General features: G+C 50.8%; 17 protein-coding genes. 3 read left to right on the top strand and 14 right to left on the bottom strand.

Annotated features, from left to right (window positions below; all coding sequences use genetic code 11):
- Positions 1-84: 84 nt before the first annotated feature.
- The 5 genes from groL to psaK form a co-directional block, all read right to left on the bottom strand.
- A complete protein-coding gene (gene groL, locus GS601_RS09860; RefSeq protein WP_162423102.1) occupies positions 85-1,722 on the bottom strand; it encodes a chaperonin GroEL in 1,638 nt (545 codons plus the stop codon).
- Between the two features lie 83 nt (positions 1,723-1,805).
- Positions 1,806-2,117 (bottom strand): co-chaperone GroES, encoded by a 312-nt coding sequence (groES, locus tag GS601_RS09865; RefSeq protein WP_162423103.1) that lies wholly within the window; start codon positions 2,115-2,117, stop codon positions 1,806-1,808.
- A gap of 280 nt (positions 2,118-2,397) precedes the next feature.
- Positions 2,398-3,402, bottom strand: a complete 1,005-nt coding sequence (locus GS601_RS09870; RefSeq protein ID WP_162423104.1) for a patatin-like phospholipase family protein — start codon at positions 3,400-3,402, stop codon at positions 2,398-2,400.
- Positions 3,403-3,474: 72 nt separating this feature from the next.
- Complete coding sequence (locus GS601_RS09875; RefSeq protein ID WP_162423105.1) at positions 3,475-4,716, bottom strand: site-2 protease family protein; 1,242 nt, start codon at positions 4,714-4,716, stop codon at positions 3,475-3,477.
- Between the two features lie 157 nt (positions 4,717-4,873).
- The gene (gene psaK / locus GS601_RS09880) at positions 4,874-5,149 is read right to left on the bottom strand and encodes a photosystem I reaction center subunit PsaK (protein WP_162423106.1); all 276 of its coding nucleotides are present in this window, start codon (positions 5,147-5,149) and stop codon (positions 4,874-4,876) included.
- Positions 5,150-5,354: 205 nt separating this feature from the next.
- Between psaK and GS601_RS09885 the strand changes: the two genes are divergently transcribed.
- Positions 5,355-6,023 (top strand): phosphoribosylanthranilate isomerase, encoded by a 669-nt coding sequence (locus GS601_RS09885; RefSeq protein ID WP_162423107.1) that lies wholly within the window; start codon positions 5,355-5,357, stop codon positions 6,021-6,023.
- A 64-nt stretch (positions 6,024-6,087) separates the two neighbouring features.
- Here the strand turns inward: GS601_RS09885 and folE are convergent, their stop codons facing one another.
- From folE to GS601_RS09910, 5 genes are all read right to left on the bottom strand, one after another.
- The gene (gene folE, locus GS601_RS09890) at positions 6,088-6,777 is read right to left on the bottom strand and encodes a GTP cyclohydrolase I FolE (RefSeq protein ID WP_162423108.1); all 690 of its coding nucleotides are present in this window, start codon (positions 6,775-6,777) and stop codon (positions 6,088-6,090) included.
- Positions 6,778-6,849: 72 nt separating this feature from the next.
- The gene (locus GS601_RS09895) at positions 6,850-7,572 is read right to left on the bottom strand and encodes an SDR family oxidoreductase (protein WP_162423109.1); all 723 of its coding nucleotides are present in this window, start codon (positions 7,570-7,572) and stop codon (positions 6,850-6,852) included.
- 398 nt (positions 7,573-7,970) lie between these two features.
- On the bottom strand, positions 7,971-8,966 hold the full coding sequence (locus GS601_RS09900) for an acetyl-CoA carboxylase carboxyltransferase subunit alpha (protein ID WP_162423110.1): 996 nt from the start codon (positions 8,964-8,966) through the stop codon (positions 7,971-7,973).
- A gap of 94 nt (positions 8,967-9,060) precedes the next feature.
- The gene (locus GS601_RS09905; protein ID WP_162423111.1) at positions 9,061-10,080 is read right to left on the bottom strand and encodes a long-chain acyl-[acyl-carrier-protein] reductase; all 1,020 of its coding nucleotides are present in this window, start codon (positions 10,078-10,080) and stop codon (positions 9,061-9,063) included.
- A gap of 241 nt (positions 10,081-10,321) precedes the next feature.
- On the bottom strand, positions 10,322-11,017 hold the full coding sequence (locus tag GS601_RS09910) for an aldehyde oxygenase (deformylating) (RefSeq protein ID WP_162423112.1): 696 nt from the start codon (positions 11,015-11,017) through the stop codon (positions 10,322-10,324).
- 267 nt (positions 11,018-11,284) lie between these two features.
- Between GS601_RS09910 and GS601_RS09915 the strand changes: the two genes are divergently transcribed.
- Complete coding sequence (locus tag GS601_RS09915) at positions 11,285-12,118, top strand: carbohydrate ABC transporter permease (RefSeq protein WP_238393186.1); 834 nt, start codon at positions 11,285-11,287, stop codon at positions 12,116-12,118.
- 43 nt (positions 12,119-12,161) lie between these two features.
- Complete coding sequence (locus GS601_RS09920) at positions 12,162-12,362, top strand: transporter suffix domain-containing protein (protein ID WP_162423113.1); 201 nt, start codon at positions 12,162-12,164, stop codon at positions 12,360-12,362.
- A 51-nt stretch (positions 12,363-12,413) separates the two neighbouring features.
- On the opposite strand, the gene GS601_RS09925 is transcribed toward GS601_RS09920, so the two are convergent.
- The 4 genes from GS601_RS09925 to clpS form a co-directional block, all read right to left on the bottom strand.
- Positions 12,414-13,511: a hypothetical protein gene (locus GS601_RS09925; protein WP_162423114.1), complete on the bottom strand. Its 1,098-nt coding sequence runs from the start codon at positions 13,509-13,511 to the stop codon at positions 12,414-12,416.
- A 111-nt stretch (positions 13,512-13,622) separates the two neighbouring features.
- On the bottom strand, positions 13,623-14,099 hold the full coding sequence (locus GS601_RS09930; RefSeq protein WP_162423115.1) for a DUF4112 domain-containing protein: 477 nt from the start codon (positions 14,097-14,099) through the stop codon (positions 13,623-13,625).
- A 58-nt stretch (positions 14,100-14,157) separates the two neighbouring features.
- Entirely contained in the window at positions 14,158-15,012 is an 855-nt protein-coding gene (locus GS601_RS09935) for a CPBP family intramembrane glutamic endopeptidase (protein ID WP_162423116.1), read from the bottom strand.
- Between the two features lie 33 nt (positions 15,013-15,045).
- The gene (gene clpS / locus GS601_RS09940) at positions 15,046-15,333 is read right to left on the bottom strand and encodes an ATP-dependent Clp protease adapter ClpS (RefSeq protein ID WP_162423117.1); all 288 of its coding nucleotides are present in this window, start codon (positions 15,331-15,333) and stop codon (positions 15,046-15,048) included.
- Positions 15,334-15,415 lie beyond the last annotated feature (82 nt).

The following is a 15,415-nucleotide window of genomic DNA, read 5'->3' on the forward strand; positions in this document are numbered from 1 at the left end:
CACACTTCCGTAAGAAACTCCATAAAAAGCCGCGATCGCACCCGGTTAAAGATGCGATCGCGGCTTCAAAAAACTGCGACAGAATTAGTAATCGAAATCGCCGCCGCCCATACCACCGCCACCCGCAGGAGCGCCATCTTTTGGCTCAGGCTTGTCAACCACAATACATTCTGTGGTCAACACCATTGCCGCGATCGAGGCAGCGTTTTGCAGAGCAGAACGAGTTACCTTTGCCGGATCAACGATACCCGCTTGGAACATGTCAACGAATTCGCCAACCGCCGCGTTATAGCCAACATTAAACTCCTTCTCTTTCACCCGCTCAGCAATCACTGCGCCGTTTTGACCGGCGTTCTCAGCAATCCGTTTGAGGGGAGAAGTCAACGCACGAGCTACAATTTGAGCGCCAATTAGTTCCTCACCGCTCAGATTGCCCGATGCCCAGCTTTCCAATTCAGGAGCTAAGTGAGCCAAGGTCGTACCACCACCGGGAACGATACCTTCTTCAACGGCTGCTTTGGTTGCGTTGATCGCATCTTCCAAGCGGAGTTTGCGATCCTTCATTTCGGTTTCGGTTGCTGCGCCAACTTTGACCACTGCAACCCCACCTGCGAGTTTCGCAAGCCGCTCTTGAAGCTTCTCTTTATCGTAAGAAGACTCGGTTTCTTCCATCTGACGGCGGATTTGCTCAACACGAGCTTTTACTTGCGCTTCGTTGCCTTCAGCTACGATCGTCGTCGTATCTTTGGTGATTGTGATGCGACGGGCTTTGCCCAACATGTCGAGCTTTGCCGCATCCAGTTTTAGCCCTGCATCTTCCGTGATCAGCGTGCCACCGGTTAGCACAGCGATATCTTCGAGCATGGCTTTTCTGCGATCGCCAAACCCAGGAGCTTTCACGGCTGCCACGTTCAACACGCCGCGCAACCGGTTGACGACCAGAGTTGCCAATGCCTCTTTTTCAATATCTTCGGCAATAATCACCAACGGGCGGCTAGCACGCGCAACCTGCTCTAGAACAGGCACCAGATCTTGAACTAGGTTGATTTTCTTGTCGGTGATCAAAATAAACGGCTCTTCAAAAACCGCCTCCATTCGCTCGGTGTCGGTGGCGAAATAAGGGGAAATGTAGCCTTTGTCAAAGCGCATTCCTTCGGTGATTTCCAACTCAGTCGTCATCGACTTGCCTTCTTCCAGGGAAATCACGCCTTCTTTGCCGACCTTATCCATGGCTGAAGCGATCATCTGACCGACTTCATCATCGTTTCCAGCCGAGATCGACGCCACTTGCGCGATCGACTTAGAATCTTCGACCGGGCGAGCGTGAGCCGCAATCTTCTCAACCAAGAAGGTGGTGGCTTTGTCCATGCCACGCTTTAGCAAAATGGCATTTGCCCCTGCTGCCACGTTCCGCATGCCTTCTTTGACGATCGCATGAGCTAATACCGTCGCGGTTGTGGTGCCGTCTCCAGCAGCGTCGTTGGTCTTAGACGCCGCTTGGCGAATCAGCGCAACGCCCGTGTTCTCAACATTGTCTTCCAGTTCGATCTCTTTAGCGATCGTAACCCCATCATTCACGATCTGAGGTGCGCCAAACTTCTTCTCTAGCACCACGTTGCGCCCTTTAGGTCCTAAAGTAACCGCAACTGCCTCTGCCAAAATATCCATGCCACGCTCAAGAGCGCGACGAGCATTTTCGTTGTAAATAATCCGCTTAGCCATATAACCTGCCAGTTGTAGATTGAGAGATTGGAGGGAAGTAAATCGAGAGAGGTGAAACGTTCAGACCTTCACTGAGCTAGAACTTAGGACACGATCGCCAAAATATCTTTCTCAGACAACAAGACATACTCGTCAGTCCCAAGTTTGATGTCTGTGCCTGCATACTTCGAGTAAAGAACTTTGTCGCCTTCTTTAACTTCGATTTCGCTGCGAGAACCATCATCATTGCGCTTGCCAGGCCCGACGGCAACAATTTCGCCGACTTGAGGCTTTTCTTTCGCATTATCTGGCAGAAGAATACCTCCTGCGGTTTTCTCTTCTGCGGCACTCACTTTGACAAACACGCGATCGCCCAACGGCTTTAGGGTAGATACGCTTAGAGTTACGGCTGCCATACAAATTCTCCAAACTACTTGAACGGGATCAATATTTACTGATCAATGTTTTACTGAGGATGGGGCTGGAAAGGCAAACTCGGCTTGCCTAAATAGCAGCAGTCCAACCGATCCAACACGTAGCCCTGGTAACTGACCGTTTACCAGTCTACTGTGATTTGGAGCATAGTTAGCACTCTCTGCCCCTGAGTGCTAATTTATCGGAGCTTGGAGCCAGGTGCAACTTGGGAAAGTGTACGGGTTTCCGAACTGGAGAGGACTCTAGACCTGAGGTTAGGAACTATCGAAGGGTGGCAACGAGTTGATCTAAAAGAGCATCACCTTCTCTCGCTAAGTAGGCTTCGGCAACGTGGATCAGAGCATTTAGGTGAGCGTCATCTGCTCGATCGATATCGTCAAACACTGGAGCTAGCTCAGTTTGAAACCGAAAATAATCGCTTGAGGACAGCAGTTGGCGAGAAATATAATCGACAGAATCCGCAGAACCATCGAATAAAACATTGATTAATGGCAAAGCCCAGCCGATCGCACCCCACGTTTGAGATTCTCGGATGCTGATCGGGCGGGCGACATCACCTGTGCCAAACGATGCCACGACGAAGGTTTTTAAGCCTCGAAAATTGTCTTCTGTAACATGATCTTCAGCAAAATCGGCTCTGGCAGCACCGTCGCGATCGTGGTGAATTCGCACTGCCTCCGCGATCGCACATGCCGCCGGATTGTTTGCCACCACACCGCCATCAATGAGCGGCACAACCTGACCTCTAATTCGGGTAAGGTGGGCTGGAAAATAGACCGGAGCCGATGCCGAGGCTTTGCAAATTTCCCAAATTGGCATCCCATTATGCTTTTCTGCTCTGCCTTCGATCGTTTTAAAGATCAGCGGTTCGCGCCTGTGCAAGTCGTAGGTCGTGATCAGCGTTGGAACCTTTAACTCGCCAAAGCTGCGATCGCCAAACACGTCTCGCAAGACGCGCTCTAATCCTTCGCCATCATAGCGGGGTTGGAAGAACTGCCTCAAAAACCGCCAAAAGCGATTGAGCCACCACGCTCTGGGAGTTGGAAAAATGTCTTTGGCACGAGTGCGGTAAAGATCGACGATTGCGATCGCAGGTATGCCCGACGCTAACGCGCACGCGATCAGTGCTCCGGTAGACGTTCCGGCTATCAGATCAAAGTGCTGAGCGATCGGGGTTCCTAATTTCTGCTCAAGGCGCTGTAACCAGACAGCCGTGATCAACCCCCGCACGCCGCCACCACTAAGAGACAAGATCTTGTAGCTCATACCCCACACTCCCACTTAGTAAACCACTGGAAGTGTGAAAGACTTTAAGCCAAAGCGCGACAAACTAGAGACTTATTTTGCTCGCAAATCTGCTGCCGACTGCGCGATCGTACCCAACTTCAAACCAGGGGGGTAGGCTCCTTCTTCTTTAATTTGTTTGATAATCGCATCGGAGATCGGCAAATTCATTTTCTGACCCAACGCCCGCACAATATCACCGCGATCGATCACTCCAGCTACCGCTTCAGCCGGAGAAAGCACCGTGATGTGAGGTAAATTTTTGTCTTCAAGCAACTGAATGACTTCCACGATCGGCGTTGTTTCTTGAACGGCAGGCACATCGCTCAGCGACTTCAGAATGCTGTCTAGGGTCTTGCTTTCCCACTCGCTGCGCTCTATCAGATGCAAAGCATCGACATCTACCATGCCGCGATACCGACCGTTTGACGCCGCATAGTAGACAGGGGCACGATTTCCAGAGAGCAAATGATCATCAGCAAACCGGCGCAGGGTCATGTCGGCATCAATCACCCGAAAATCGCGAGTCATCGCGTCTTGAGACTTAATCTTCAACAGCGCTTCTTGCAAATCCGTCAGACGGTTGTAGGTCGCCGCATTTTGCACGATAAACCACCCAATCAGCGCAATCCACAGACCCCCGATCTGAGGTAAACCCAGCGATCGCGTCACGCCGAAGGTGTCTGCTAGCCCCCAAACGATCGCTACAAAGCCCAGCAATTTACCAGAACTGGCTGCCCAGCGAATCCCTTGAATTTGGCTGCCTGTTGCTTTCCAAACGATCGACTTGAGCACCTGACCGCCATCGAGGGGCAATCCTGGAATCAGATTAAACAAGGTCAACACGAGATTGATTCCGGCTAGCCGAGTGAAGAGAACCTGGAGAGGAGCCTCATCCCCAGAAGCGAGAAACCCGATCAATCCAAAAATCAGAAATAAACTAAAGCTGACCAGCGGTCCTGCGATCGCAACTTGAAACGCTTTTCCTGGGGTTTTCGGTTCCTGCTCGATCGCGGCAATGCCACCAAAGAAAAACAGCGTAATCGACTCTACCCGAATCCCTTGAAGTCGGGCGACGAGGCTATGCCCCAATTCATGGAGCAGCACCGACAAAAATAGCAGCAGCGCGGTTGCAAATCCCACGCCCCAAGCCAACTGCACGCCCCAGGCTTGAGCATATCTAGCTTGGTACTCGGCTCCAGCGCCCAGAGTCACCAGAAATACGACAAAGAACCAAGACGGATCGACTAGTAAAGGAATGCCAAGTAATGATCCGACTCGCCAACCTGATTGCATGACTCTTTCCTAAAGCATCTTCTTCCAGGATAGACGAGACGGGAAGGATGGGGAGAAGCGATGAGGGATGAAAACCGGCTATCGAGTCATTTGGCGACGCTGACTGACCAGTACATCGCGCATTAGTAACCCTCATCGGCTCCTCATTGGCTTTGGTCTACAGCACGCCTGCGTTAGTCAACCCCAAAATAACTCCCGCCCCTAACACATGCCCAAAGCTCATGGTGCCAAGCAGTTCAGGTAATCCAAAACCGGCAAACAGGTCAGGCTTAGACAGGGGCAGTTCGGGACCGACGCCACGATTTTTAATGGCAAATCGCCCGATCGCTACCGAAAATAAACAACAGGCGGTCATGACAATTCCTACGGCAGGTGTCCATTCAGCCGTGCGGGGAGCAACCGACAGTGCCGCAAATAACGTTGAATAAACCATGGTGTTTCTCCTTAAACTTGTGAAATTGGTTCACAGACTTGAACGTTGCAAACACCTGGAATTATAGAGAGATATGCTTATGCTCTTGGGAAGAAATGCCACTTTGTTTTAAGAGTTAACACAGCAGTTAAATTTTTGATACAAACAAGAGAGCGCGGGTAATATTCAATTTTTTAGATCACTCAATGAGTTGGGATAAGAAACCATGGAACTTGGGGTCAAGATTTGCGGCATCACAAAACCGGAACAAGGACGAGCGATCGCATCTCTTGGGGCAACCGCCCTGGGGTTTATCTGCGTTCCAAACACGCCACGATATGTCTCACCTCAGCAGATTCGAGCGATCGTCGAGCAACTACCCGATGAAACGCCCTGCGATCGCGTGGGTGTTTTTCTCAATGCTAGTGTTGAAGATATTTGTCAGACTGTTGAAAACGCCAATCTCAATTGTGTTCAACTTCACGGTAGCGAATCAACCCGTTTTTGTGATGATCTCCGCGTTGCGTTTCCCGATGTTAAACTCATTAAAGCCCTCCGAATCCGATCAATTGCCGATCTCAATCAAGCTAGCATTTACGAACCTTGGGTTGATGCATTGTTGCTCGATGCCTACCATCCAGACCAGGCAGGCGGCACAGGACGCACGATCGACTGGGCAATGCTAAAGCAGTTTCGCCCTCATTGTCCGTGGTTTCTAGCAGGTGGGCTAAATCCTCACAATGTGTTAGACGCTCTAAATCTAGTTTCACCCGATGGCATCGATCTTTCTAGCGGGGTTGAAACTGCCCCAGGCGACAAAAACCTGAGGCAGGTTGCCCAACTATTCCAAACGTTGAAAGACTCGAAACATGAAAACACTACCATCTGTGACTAATTCCTGGGGCAGCATCTCCCGCAGCGCTCAAGTCAACTAGCCTCTAACAACGCCCAACCGCCAACTACCAAAAGCTAGGCTGATGGCGAATCAAATTGAGATACTCTTCGCGCGTCTTTTGATCCTCCTGAAATACCCCAACCATCGCGCTTGTCACCGTCCAAGACCCCGGCTTTTGGACTCCACGCATCACCATGCACATATGGGTTGCCTCCATAACAACCGCAACCCCCCTCGGTTCTAAAATCTCCTGGACTGCCTCTGCCACTTGGCGCGTCAACCGCTCTTGCACCTGCAATCGCCGAGAATACATTTCCACAATCCGCGCCAGTTTGCTCAACCCAACTACCTTTTGATTGGGGATATACGCTACGTGCGCTTTGCCCATAAAGGGCAGCATATGATGTTCACACAAACTGAAGAAGTTGATGTCTCGCACCAACACCATTTCGTTGTGCCCTTCATCAAAAATTGCCCCATTCACCAGATCATCGAGCGATTGGTTGTAGCCACTCGTTAAGAACCTCATCGCTTCGGCTACCCGCTTCGGCGTCTTCAGCAGTCCTTCACGTTCGGGATCTTCGCCGACGCCTAACAGCATCGTTCTCACTGAATCTTTCATCGCTTCTAGATGCTCGTCGGTCGGCGGCGTGATCTTCGCCTCTTGCCCGTTTTGCGTATTGCGATCGGGTCTCGCCTCCAAGCTTTTCTTAGCATCGGGGAGATCCGAACCATTAGGAGAAGTGATAGTCATAGTAAGTCGAAATGAATGTGTACAAAAAGTCAAAACGCGAACATTACCGTTGCTAGACCATGCCAGCCTTCGCTAGAACGTGCCAGCATTCGGCATCAGAAGAATCTCCTCAACAACCGCATCAGGCGGCATCGTAGCCGCATGAAGAATCGACTGAGCTACTACATCAGGCGTCAACATTTGGCTGCGATCGAAGTCTGCTTGCACCGTTTTTGTATCCCAAATCGCGGTATTCACCGAGCCAGGGGACACCGTTACAACGCGAATGCCATGGGCGCGCTCTTCAGCCGCCAGGGTTTTGGACAATGCCAACAGCCCAAATTTGCTGACACAGTAGGCTCCCCAGTTGGGAAACGCTTGATGGGCGGCAACAGAGGCAACGTTAATGATGGTGCTGCGATGCTTTTGTCGCAGCGTCGGCAGTGCGCCCTGAATCACTTGAAAAACGCTGGTGAGATTGAGATCAATCACATGCTGCCAATCGGCTAGGGGCGTCTCCATCAGGGTTCCGGTGTAGCCCATGCCTGCATTGTTGACGAGAATATCGATCGTACCCACCTCTGAAGCGATCGCATGGATGCGCGATCGCACCTGATCGATCTCTGCCAAATCGATCGCCTCAGTTCGCACCTCCACACCAAACTGACGCGCCGCCTCTGCCACCGCTTCCAACTTAGAAGCGGAACGGCTGACCAACATCAAATCAATACCAGCTTGAGCAAAAGCGAGGGCGGTTGCCTCACCGATGCCACTGCTTGCTCCAGTAATCAGAGCACAATGTTCGGAGGGAGTCATGAATACTCATCCAGAAACAATAGTGAAAAATTGAGTGAAAAACTGCGCCACGGAGAACAGAGCGCAGAAAACCAGGGGCAAGTCCAACCTATCGATTCTTGGGCTGACCTGACAACACTCAACCCCATCACCCTAGCCTCCTTCAAAAGAGAGGATCAAAAGTAGGGAGATCGGCTCCCTTTCTCTTAGAAAACGTGGAAAAAGGGATTGGGGCAAAGGGATGTCAGCAGCGATCGCACAAGATACGAATGAAGTCGGAAAAACAGGAGTCCTCTCTAGGTTTAGATTGGCTTAAAAGCTAGTCAATATCAGGGTTGCAGAGAATCTAGCAACGGTGGAAATAAGAAACTCATTAACAATTGTTAATTATATCGCGAAGCCGTTCATTTCAGCAGGAGTTAGCGTGCAGGCATCATCCCCGCTTCGATGAAGACTCCAAAGCTCCGGAACTTTTGATAGCGGAGGTCACATCGTTGCTCTGAGGTGAGTTGATCGAGTTCAGCAAGATGTCGCACGATCGCCGCTTTAAGGGTTTCTGCGGTTTTCAAGGGGTCAGAATGAGCGCCACCGATCGGCTCTGGCAAAATCTCATCTAAAATCCCCAACGTCTTCAAATCTTGGGCTGTGATTTTGAGAGCTTCTGCGGCTTGCGGCGCTTTAGCAGCATCTCTCCACAAAATCGAAGCACAGCCTTCTGGGCTAATGACGGTATAGACTGAATGCTCAAACATCATCAAGCGATCGCCGACGCCAATCCCCAGCGCGCCGCCCGATCCACCTTCCCCGATCACGGTGCAAATAATCGGCACTTCCAAACGAAACATCTCGCGCAAATTATATGCGATCGCTTCTCCCTGCCCTTCCTGCTCTCCCACAAGCCCCGGAAACGCCCCCGCCGTATCGATAAACGTAATGATCGGCATGTCAAATTGGCTGGCATGCTCCATCAGGCGCATGGCTTTACGATAGCCGCTAGGAGACGCCATCCCAAAGTTTCGATACACATTATCTTTGGTATCTCGCCCTTTTTGCTGCCCCACAATCACCACCGGGCGTCCATCAATCCGCGCTACCCCGCCAACCATCGCCGGGTCGTCATGACCGCCGCGATCGCCGTGCAACTCCATCCAATCATCGCTAATTGCCTGAACATAGTCCAGCGTGCTGGGTCGGCGAGGATGGCGGGCAACTTGAAGCTGTTGCAGAGGCGTCAAGCTGCTGAAAATTTCCTGACGAAGCTGCACCGCTCGCTCCTCAAGCAGATGGATCTGATCAGAAACATCGACCTCGTTTTCTTCGGCAAGTTCCCGAATCTGGATAATGCGGGTCTCTAACTCTGCCAAAGGCTTTTCAAAGTCAAGCAAAATGGGGCGACGATCGGAGGAATTAGCCATGCCAAAAAGTGCTCCAATGGAGGAGAAGGGTCAAGACGCTATAGATCTAGAGTACGGGAATAGTGAAGGGTAGACAACCCGCCCCATTAGTCCATTAAATCAGTAGAGGGCGAAAGCCATGCTTGACCGACGCCTGCCCAATTTGATCCATCTTTTCAACGGTAATGCGATTGCGCCCCCAGGAAAAATTGGTGTAGAGCTTCTCAAATTCTAGAAGCATAGATTCAGCAAAACAGGCAAAGAGTTGTCGCGCCGGAACATCCATATTCACGATGCTCATGATGCGCCAGTCAATATCTAGCGAATGCTCAACAATACCGCCATTGAGAACATGCACCCCCGGATGCTGCACCTTCACGCCCAGATTTTTGGGATAGCCGCCATCGATCAGCAGGCAAGGCTGCTTCAAAACGGCCGGATCGATCTCAACGCCTTTGGGCATACTCGCCACCCAAACAATGATGTCGGCTTCGGGTAACGCGGCTTCTAGCCCCATAATCTTGCCACGCCCAAGCTCAGATTGCAGGGTTTGCAAGCGTTCTTGGTCACGGGCAATCAGCAGCAACTCAGCCACATCAGTACGGGCATCTAGCCAGCGACAGATAGCACTGCCAATGTCTCCTGTTGCACCGCAGACTGCGATCGTAGCTTGAGACAGATCGATGCCAACTTGTTGAGATGCCTGCTCAACCTGCCGACAGATAATGTAAGCCGTGTGAGTGTTTCCCGTCGTAAAGCGTTCAAACTCTAATTTGACATTGCGGACTTGCTGAACTTGCTGCAAGTTAAAATTCTCGAAAATAATCGACGAAAAACCGCCCAACGCCGTAATATTGATTCCGTGCTTTTGGGCATGGGCCATCGCATTAATCACTTTCCGGGTGGCCGCTTTAATCCGGCGACTTGCTAGCATCTCTGGCAAGAAACAGGACTCGACATAACGCCCTTCAATGGTTTGCCCTGTGGCACTGGTAACTTTGATGGTGTCTACGATTTGAGGCGGCGCACTACACCAGAAATCTAACCCCTGATCAGCATATTCTGGATAACCCAGTTCTCGTGCGACAGATTGAGCGTGTTCTAAGCTTGTAAGATGACCAATTAAACCAAACATCGATGGATTTGAGCCTGAGATCCAGGTGTTGAAAGATCTAAAACTAAAAAAGTAAAACCAAAAAAGAGATCAGGGGAAGTCGTAATCGGAGATTGGGGTTTACGATCATTTGTGCCAAGCTCTACAGGAGTTCGCAACGCGAAGTCTAGAGGAGCGCAGCCTTCCTAGCCTAAAGCTAGACGCTTAGGCAGGTAAAAATCGGCTATGAGAATCTCTTCTCCCACAGCCGATAGGCATAAACTTAGACAGCCGACAGCCCATAGGCTGACATTCGCATGATGTCGCGTGTCGTAAAGCCGATGTTGCTCAGCGCTTCACCATACTGAATCATAAAGTCTTCGACCAAGGCTTCTCGTTCCATTGCCAGAACGTGAGCATCGGTTTCGACCTCATTCAACATTTTCCACACCAGAGGAAGGTTTTGGCGGTTGGCTTCTTCTAACTCTGCCCTAGACGCTTCAAAGTTTGCCTTAAGCCATTCTTCGCCAAAGTTGAGGTGTAGATACTCATCTTTGACAACGCCTTCAGTGATTTTTCGAGCGAAGTCGTCAGCAACCGGGATGTAGATGTTGTATGCCGAAATTGCAAAACACTCGATAATCAGCGACTGAATCAGTAAGCAGGTGACAATTTTGCCTTCTGCGGCGGCTACTTGAAAGTTATCGTGCAATCGAGAAAAGAACGCTTGGGCAAACTCCATGTCTGGCGTTACTTTCAAGTTTTTTCCACACGCTTCAAAGCCTTTTTTGTGGCGATTTTCCATCTTCGCCAGACCTAATAAATTATCTTTCTCGTCTGGAAGCAATTCGGCTAACTGTTGATAATTATCGTGGGCTTCGCGTTCGCCTTCGATCACGATCGCATTAATGCGGCTATACGCATCTTTGTAGATTTCACTTTGGAAATCTAATTCTGGGGTCGCCTCAAGTTGCGGCATAAATTCGGTGTCTCCTGGTCACGACAACATCGGCACATGCCGATTAAGGTTCGGGGTTAGGGAAAAGCGGGGGGTTGGCTTAACTCCGATTTAGCTCCTAACCTACACTTTACCGTCTCAGGCTAAGGATGGAGCCGAAAATCCTTAAATTCTCCCTATCGTGGTGCTTTAGACAGGTAAAACGCCATTTTTTGAGTCTGAGCCGGTCAAGGGTTAGTGTAACGTGTAGAAATGCTAATTTTCTAGCAAAGCCGTTTTCCCGATGATATGAACCGCGATCGATTCTTCTGCCTAATCAATCCTAAATCTGTAACGCCGATTTTTTGGTTTATGTTGCTGGCGATCGGAGCGGGAGTCGTGCTGCTGCCGTTGGGCGTTGTCCTGATAACGTCGTTGATGCCTACTGGAGATCAGGTTGGGGCTGCTTCGATAACGTTAGAAAATTATCGAGTTGCCTGGGATCGCGGCGGGTTTCTGCTGGCGTTTGCCAATTCGACGCTGGTTGCCCTAGCGGTGACGGCGTTGCAGATCCTCACGTCGGCGTTGGCAGGCTACGCTTTAGCACGACTCAAATTTCGGGGCAAACAAGCATTGCTTTTACTAGTTCTAGCCACGCTAGTCATCCCGTTTCAAATTCTTGTGATCCCAATTTTTTTGGTGCTGAAATGGGGACATTTAATTAACACTTACGGTGCGTTGATTTTACCGACAGCAGCGAATGGATTTGGCATCTTCCTGATGCGGCAATATTTTCAAACCATTCCGGTAGAGTTAGAAGAAGCGGCAATGTTAGACGGGGCAAATCGCTGGCAGGTGGTGTGGCGCATTATGTTGCCGTTGGCTCGTCCGGCGTTGGTGACCTTGTTTTTGTTTACGTTTATTGGCGAGTGGAATGATTTGTTTAAGCCCTTGGTGTTTACAACTCGCCCAGAATTGCGAACGGTGCAGTTAGCGTTAGCCAGTTTTCAAGAACAATTTACAAACAGTTGGGCGCTGATGATGGCTGCTGTGGTGATTGCGACAATTCCGGTGATTGTGCTGTTTTTGATCGGTCAGCGCCAGCTAATTCGAGGCATTGCGACTACAGGGATTAAGAATTAATGTTCTCATTCTAGAATGGCACCGATTTTACTAGGGTGAGTTAATGAGAAAGGTGGGAATTGGGCTAATCATAGTTTCGTTTGTGCCATGGGGATTGGCGTTTGCTGTGCCGTTTATGAGACTACCGCTTTCGCAAAAGGCAGCAACGGCGGTGGCGCTTTTTATGTGGCACAAAAATAATATTTTGGATTGGGGTACTGATTGTCGGCAAGGAAGTAGCGGATCGCTACCGACAGTGGTTTGATCCGCGTGTTGTGTGGCGAAACATTCGGGGCGGTAACCGGTGAGCAACGCTTTAGGAGGCTTCCCAAGTTCCAGTATCTAGGGCTAAATCTGCTTCTAATTTCAATCGAATGGTGCGCGAAAATTTGTCGCCTCTGGGATCACCAAAAAAGAATTCAATTTCTTCGCCCGATAACCGCTCTAAGGATTTCAACAGTGTGCGGAGGTTTGGGGTGCTGGCTCCGGTATCCACGTAAAGCCGCTCAGATAGACTGTTCAGGCGTTTCCAGGTGGTGTAGAGCTTTGCGATCGCACCTTCTAACTGCGCGGCTTGGTTCACAATTTCTGCCGTGGTATTGAGGCATCCGAGGCGCAAAGCTTCCTCTAAGGCTTGCTCCATATCGAGATCATCAAGCGCTTGGACGTGGGCAGCCGATTCGAGATAGCGACAGAGCGATCGCGCTTCACCCGTTGCCTGCTTGAGCGTATCCAAATCAGGATGGTCTGCCATCGCTTCACGAATCGAGGCTTGATGGGCTTCGGGCAGTTTCTCTAAGTGGCGAACTAACGGTGCAACATAGCGCGTCGGAATCGTTTGATCGGTGACTTTAGCACGAAGTTCTTCGGGCAACAGATCAGAGGACATTGCCGACCAATCGTCTGAAAGTTGGCGGACTTCGCGGCGGGTAATGCGATCGCCGCGTTTTGCGGCATCTCCCACCATTTGCTGCACTTCCGGAGCCGACTGCGCGGTTTCAACAAACGCCCGTTTGCTAAACCGGTTGACATCTTGCGCGTCAAGATAGCCGGTTTCCAGCAGCGTATCGGCACTGTTCGCCAGTTCGATCAAGCTGTAGGCACTGGTTTTGCTAATTTCTCGATCTTGCAGCCAGTTGAGAAATCCGGCTCCGCGCCCGTCGCCGCGTTGCTTTTCGCGATCCTTCGGAGTTTGGCAGTGCCAATCGCGCACCGCTCTCAAAATCTGTCCGCGCCAAATATCGGTTTGCAAATCAAAGCGATCGCACACCTGCCAAGCCCGCTCGATCTGCTGCCGAAAGTCAATCTCTGAAATCTCCTCATCGTTTGGGTCGGGAAGCTGAAACCCAAGGTCTAAATCTTGGTCAAGGTCAGCGAGGGTGAGAGATTTGGCAGTTTTCGTCGTTGGAGCCATCAGATGCGGTGAGAAACAGCCGAACTATTATTGCACAGGACTTACGCCATCGAAGATAGCCCTCTTTGGACTAGGGTCGATTCCACTTGTGGGAAGTCTCAAGTTGAGGTTTTATTGAAAGAGGGCGTTCCAGACCAGGGCGATGATCACTCCAGTGAGGGCAGCCAGCGCGATCGCAAGCATTAAAAAGCCGCTTAGCAGCAACAGGACAAACGCTGGGTTGGCTTTTTTCTCAACGTTTGGGGCATTTAAGTGAGCTTCTAAGAGGGAAAGATTTTTGCTGTTGGCTTTCCACGTTGCATCAAAAAAGTCTCCCACCACAGGAAACGAACCGAGTGCCGCGTCTAAAACTAGATTTGAGACCATTTTCGTGACGGTAGCAGGTGGCACCCCCAGTTGAGCCGACTCCCACACCATGTAGATCGAAAGAATTGCGCCGATCATATCTCCGCCGCCAGGCAGCAATCCTAAGACGGGATCAAGCCCAACGCGATAGCGCGTTCCGGGAAGTGCGATCGCATTGTCGAGAACGTGAGAAATCGTGCGTAGTTTTGACAAAGAAGCCGCCGTTCGCGGATCGAGTTGCATAAATATCCTGAAATTTTTGTCTTTAGAATACACTGCTTTTCGCAGCACTCTAAGCCTCCTAAGACATGCCCACTCTGCCCTGGCGTCGGGCAGCCCCCCGTATCCAAAGTGCGATCGCACCAAGGGAGAAAATGCCCACAATTCCTGCCAATGGGTTTCGACCAATCCCGGTTACCCACTCTGGAACCTGGTCTGAATAGGTCACCAACTGCCCCACATTGACGATGTAGTAGCCCCAAATCAGCCCCGCGTGAAACCCAATCGACAGCCCCAGCCGCCCTTGAGTGAGCCGCTTTGCCCACACCAAGATCAGACCTAAAATAATCAGCGCTGGAAACTGAATCGATTCTTGCAGTGGGCGGATGCAGTGCAGTGCCGCATAAATGATGCTGCTGGTGAGAAGAGCCGTTTGCGCCGAATAGCCGCGCTGAAGTTCATCTAATAACCAGCCGCGAAATAATAATTCTTCTGCCACACCGTACGCGATCGCAACGCCTGCCCCCTCTAGAAAGATCCGCGCAAAAGTGGGTTGAGGAAATTGCCAGACCACCCAGCCAAAGGCACTTTGCAGCACAAACATCAGCAGCAAGCTCAGCAGACCGACACTCACCCCCCGAACGACATCGCGAAGATTTTTGCGGGGCTGCCGAAAGCCATAGCGCTTGAAAAGATTAGTCTGACCGTAAACAAAGCGCCCCCACAGCACCACCAAAAGAACAAACTCAGCGTACAGCAGGGGCATCGTTAAAATGGTGACAAGGTTGCGAGCCGCTTCAGTGTTTCCATAAGTAGCGCTCACAAACCAATCGATCGGCAACGCGATCGGAACCCACATCAGCAACAGCATCACGACAAATAGCCCAATCCGGGCAGGAGTTGGAAACTGAGCGATCTGGGTAAAATTGGGTTTCAATGTCGTCGTCGGATAATGTCGTCGGATGGGGCGCTATTCGTCAGGCTCGATTGTACTATCTAGACCGTGCATTTTCAGAGTTTCGCTGTAAAACTCAGCCGGTTCTTGAGCGCAAGTAATCACCAAGGCAAGCCCATTTACATGAGCTTCCATCATGATGTTGACTGCCTGAGGCTGAGTTAGGCTGGGCACGGTTTGGATCAACACCTGCACCACATGCTCCATGGGGTTAACGTCATCGTTATGAAGTAACACGCGATAGCGGGGGGCAGGTTTACGGACGGTTGACGTTGAGCGCTGCTCAATAGTTTCGACAGACACAGTTTTCTCCTCTGCATAATCGATGGACGATAGATCACGAGGTTGGCTGCTACCTCGACGACTCTTCCCACCTCGAAATGAC

Origin of the sequence: Myxacorys almedinensis A (assembly GCF_010091945.1) — a bacterium.
Classification (GTDB): Bacteria; Cyanobacteriota; Cyanobacteriia; order Leptolyngbyales; family Leptolyngbyaceae; genus Myxacorys; species Myxacorys almedinensis.

Coding starts and splice junctions, on each gene's coding strand:
- GS601_RS09870 (WP_162423104.1), bottom strand. CDS start 3,402: ATGAGCTACAAGATCTTGTCTCTTAGTGGTGGCGGCGTGCGGGGGTTG.
- GS601_RS09875 (WP_162423105.1), bottom strand. CDS start 4,716: ATGCAATCAGGTTGGCGAGTCGGATCATTACTTGGCATTCCTTTACTA.
- GS601_RS09900 (WP_162423110.1), bottom strand. CDS start 8,966: ATGGCTAATTCCTCCGATCGTCGCCCCATTTTGCTTGACTTTGAAAAG.
- groES (WP_162423103.1), bottom strand. CDS start 2,117: ATGGCAGCCGTAACTCTAAGCGTATCTACCCTAAAGCCGTTGGGCGAT.
- GS601_RS09930 (WP_162423115.1), bottom strand. CDS start 14,099: ATGCAACTCGATCCGCGAACGGCGGCTTCTTTGTCAAAACTACGCACG.
- GS601_RS09920 (WP_162423113.1), top strand. CDS start 12,162: ATGAGAAAGGTGGGAATTGGGCTAATCATAGTTTCGTTTGTGCCATGG.
- groL (WP_162423102.1), bottom strand. CDS start 1,722: ATGGCTAAGCGGATTATTTACAACGAAAATGCTCGTCGCGCTCTTGAG.
- psaK (WP_162423106.1), bottom strand. CDS start 5,149: ATGGTTTATTCAACGTTATTTGCGGCACTGTCGGTTGCTCCCCGCACG.
- GS601_RS09915 (WP_238393186.1), top strand. CDS start 11,285: ATGAACCGCGATCGATTCTTCTGCCTAATCAATCCTAAATCTGTAACG.
- GS601_RS09925 (WP_162423114.1), bottom strand. CDS start 13,511: ATGGCTCCAACGACGAAAACTGCCAAATCTCTCACCCTCGCTGACCTT.
- GS601_RS09905 (WP_162423111.1), bottom strand. CDS start 10,080: ATGTTTGGTTTAATTGGTCATCTTACAAGCTTAGAACACGCTCAATCT.
- folE (WP_162423108.1), bottom strand. CDS start 6,777: ATGACTATCACTTCTCCTAATGGTTCGGATCTCCCCGATGCTAAGAAA.
- GS601_RS09910 (WP_162423112.1), bottom strand. CDS start 11,017: ATGCCGCAACTTGAGGCGACCCCAGAATTAGATTTCCAAAGTGAAATC.
- GS601_RS09885 (WP_162423107.1), top strand. CDS start 5,355: ATGGAACTTGGGGTCAAGATTTGCGGCATCACAAAACCGGAACAAGGA.
- GS601_RS09895 (WP_162423109.1), bottom strand. CDS start 7,572: ATGACTCCCTCCGAACATTGTGCTCTGATTACTGGAGCAAGCAGTGGC.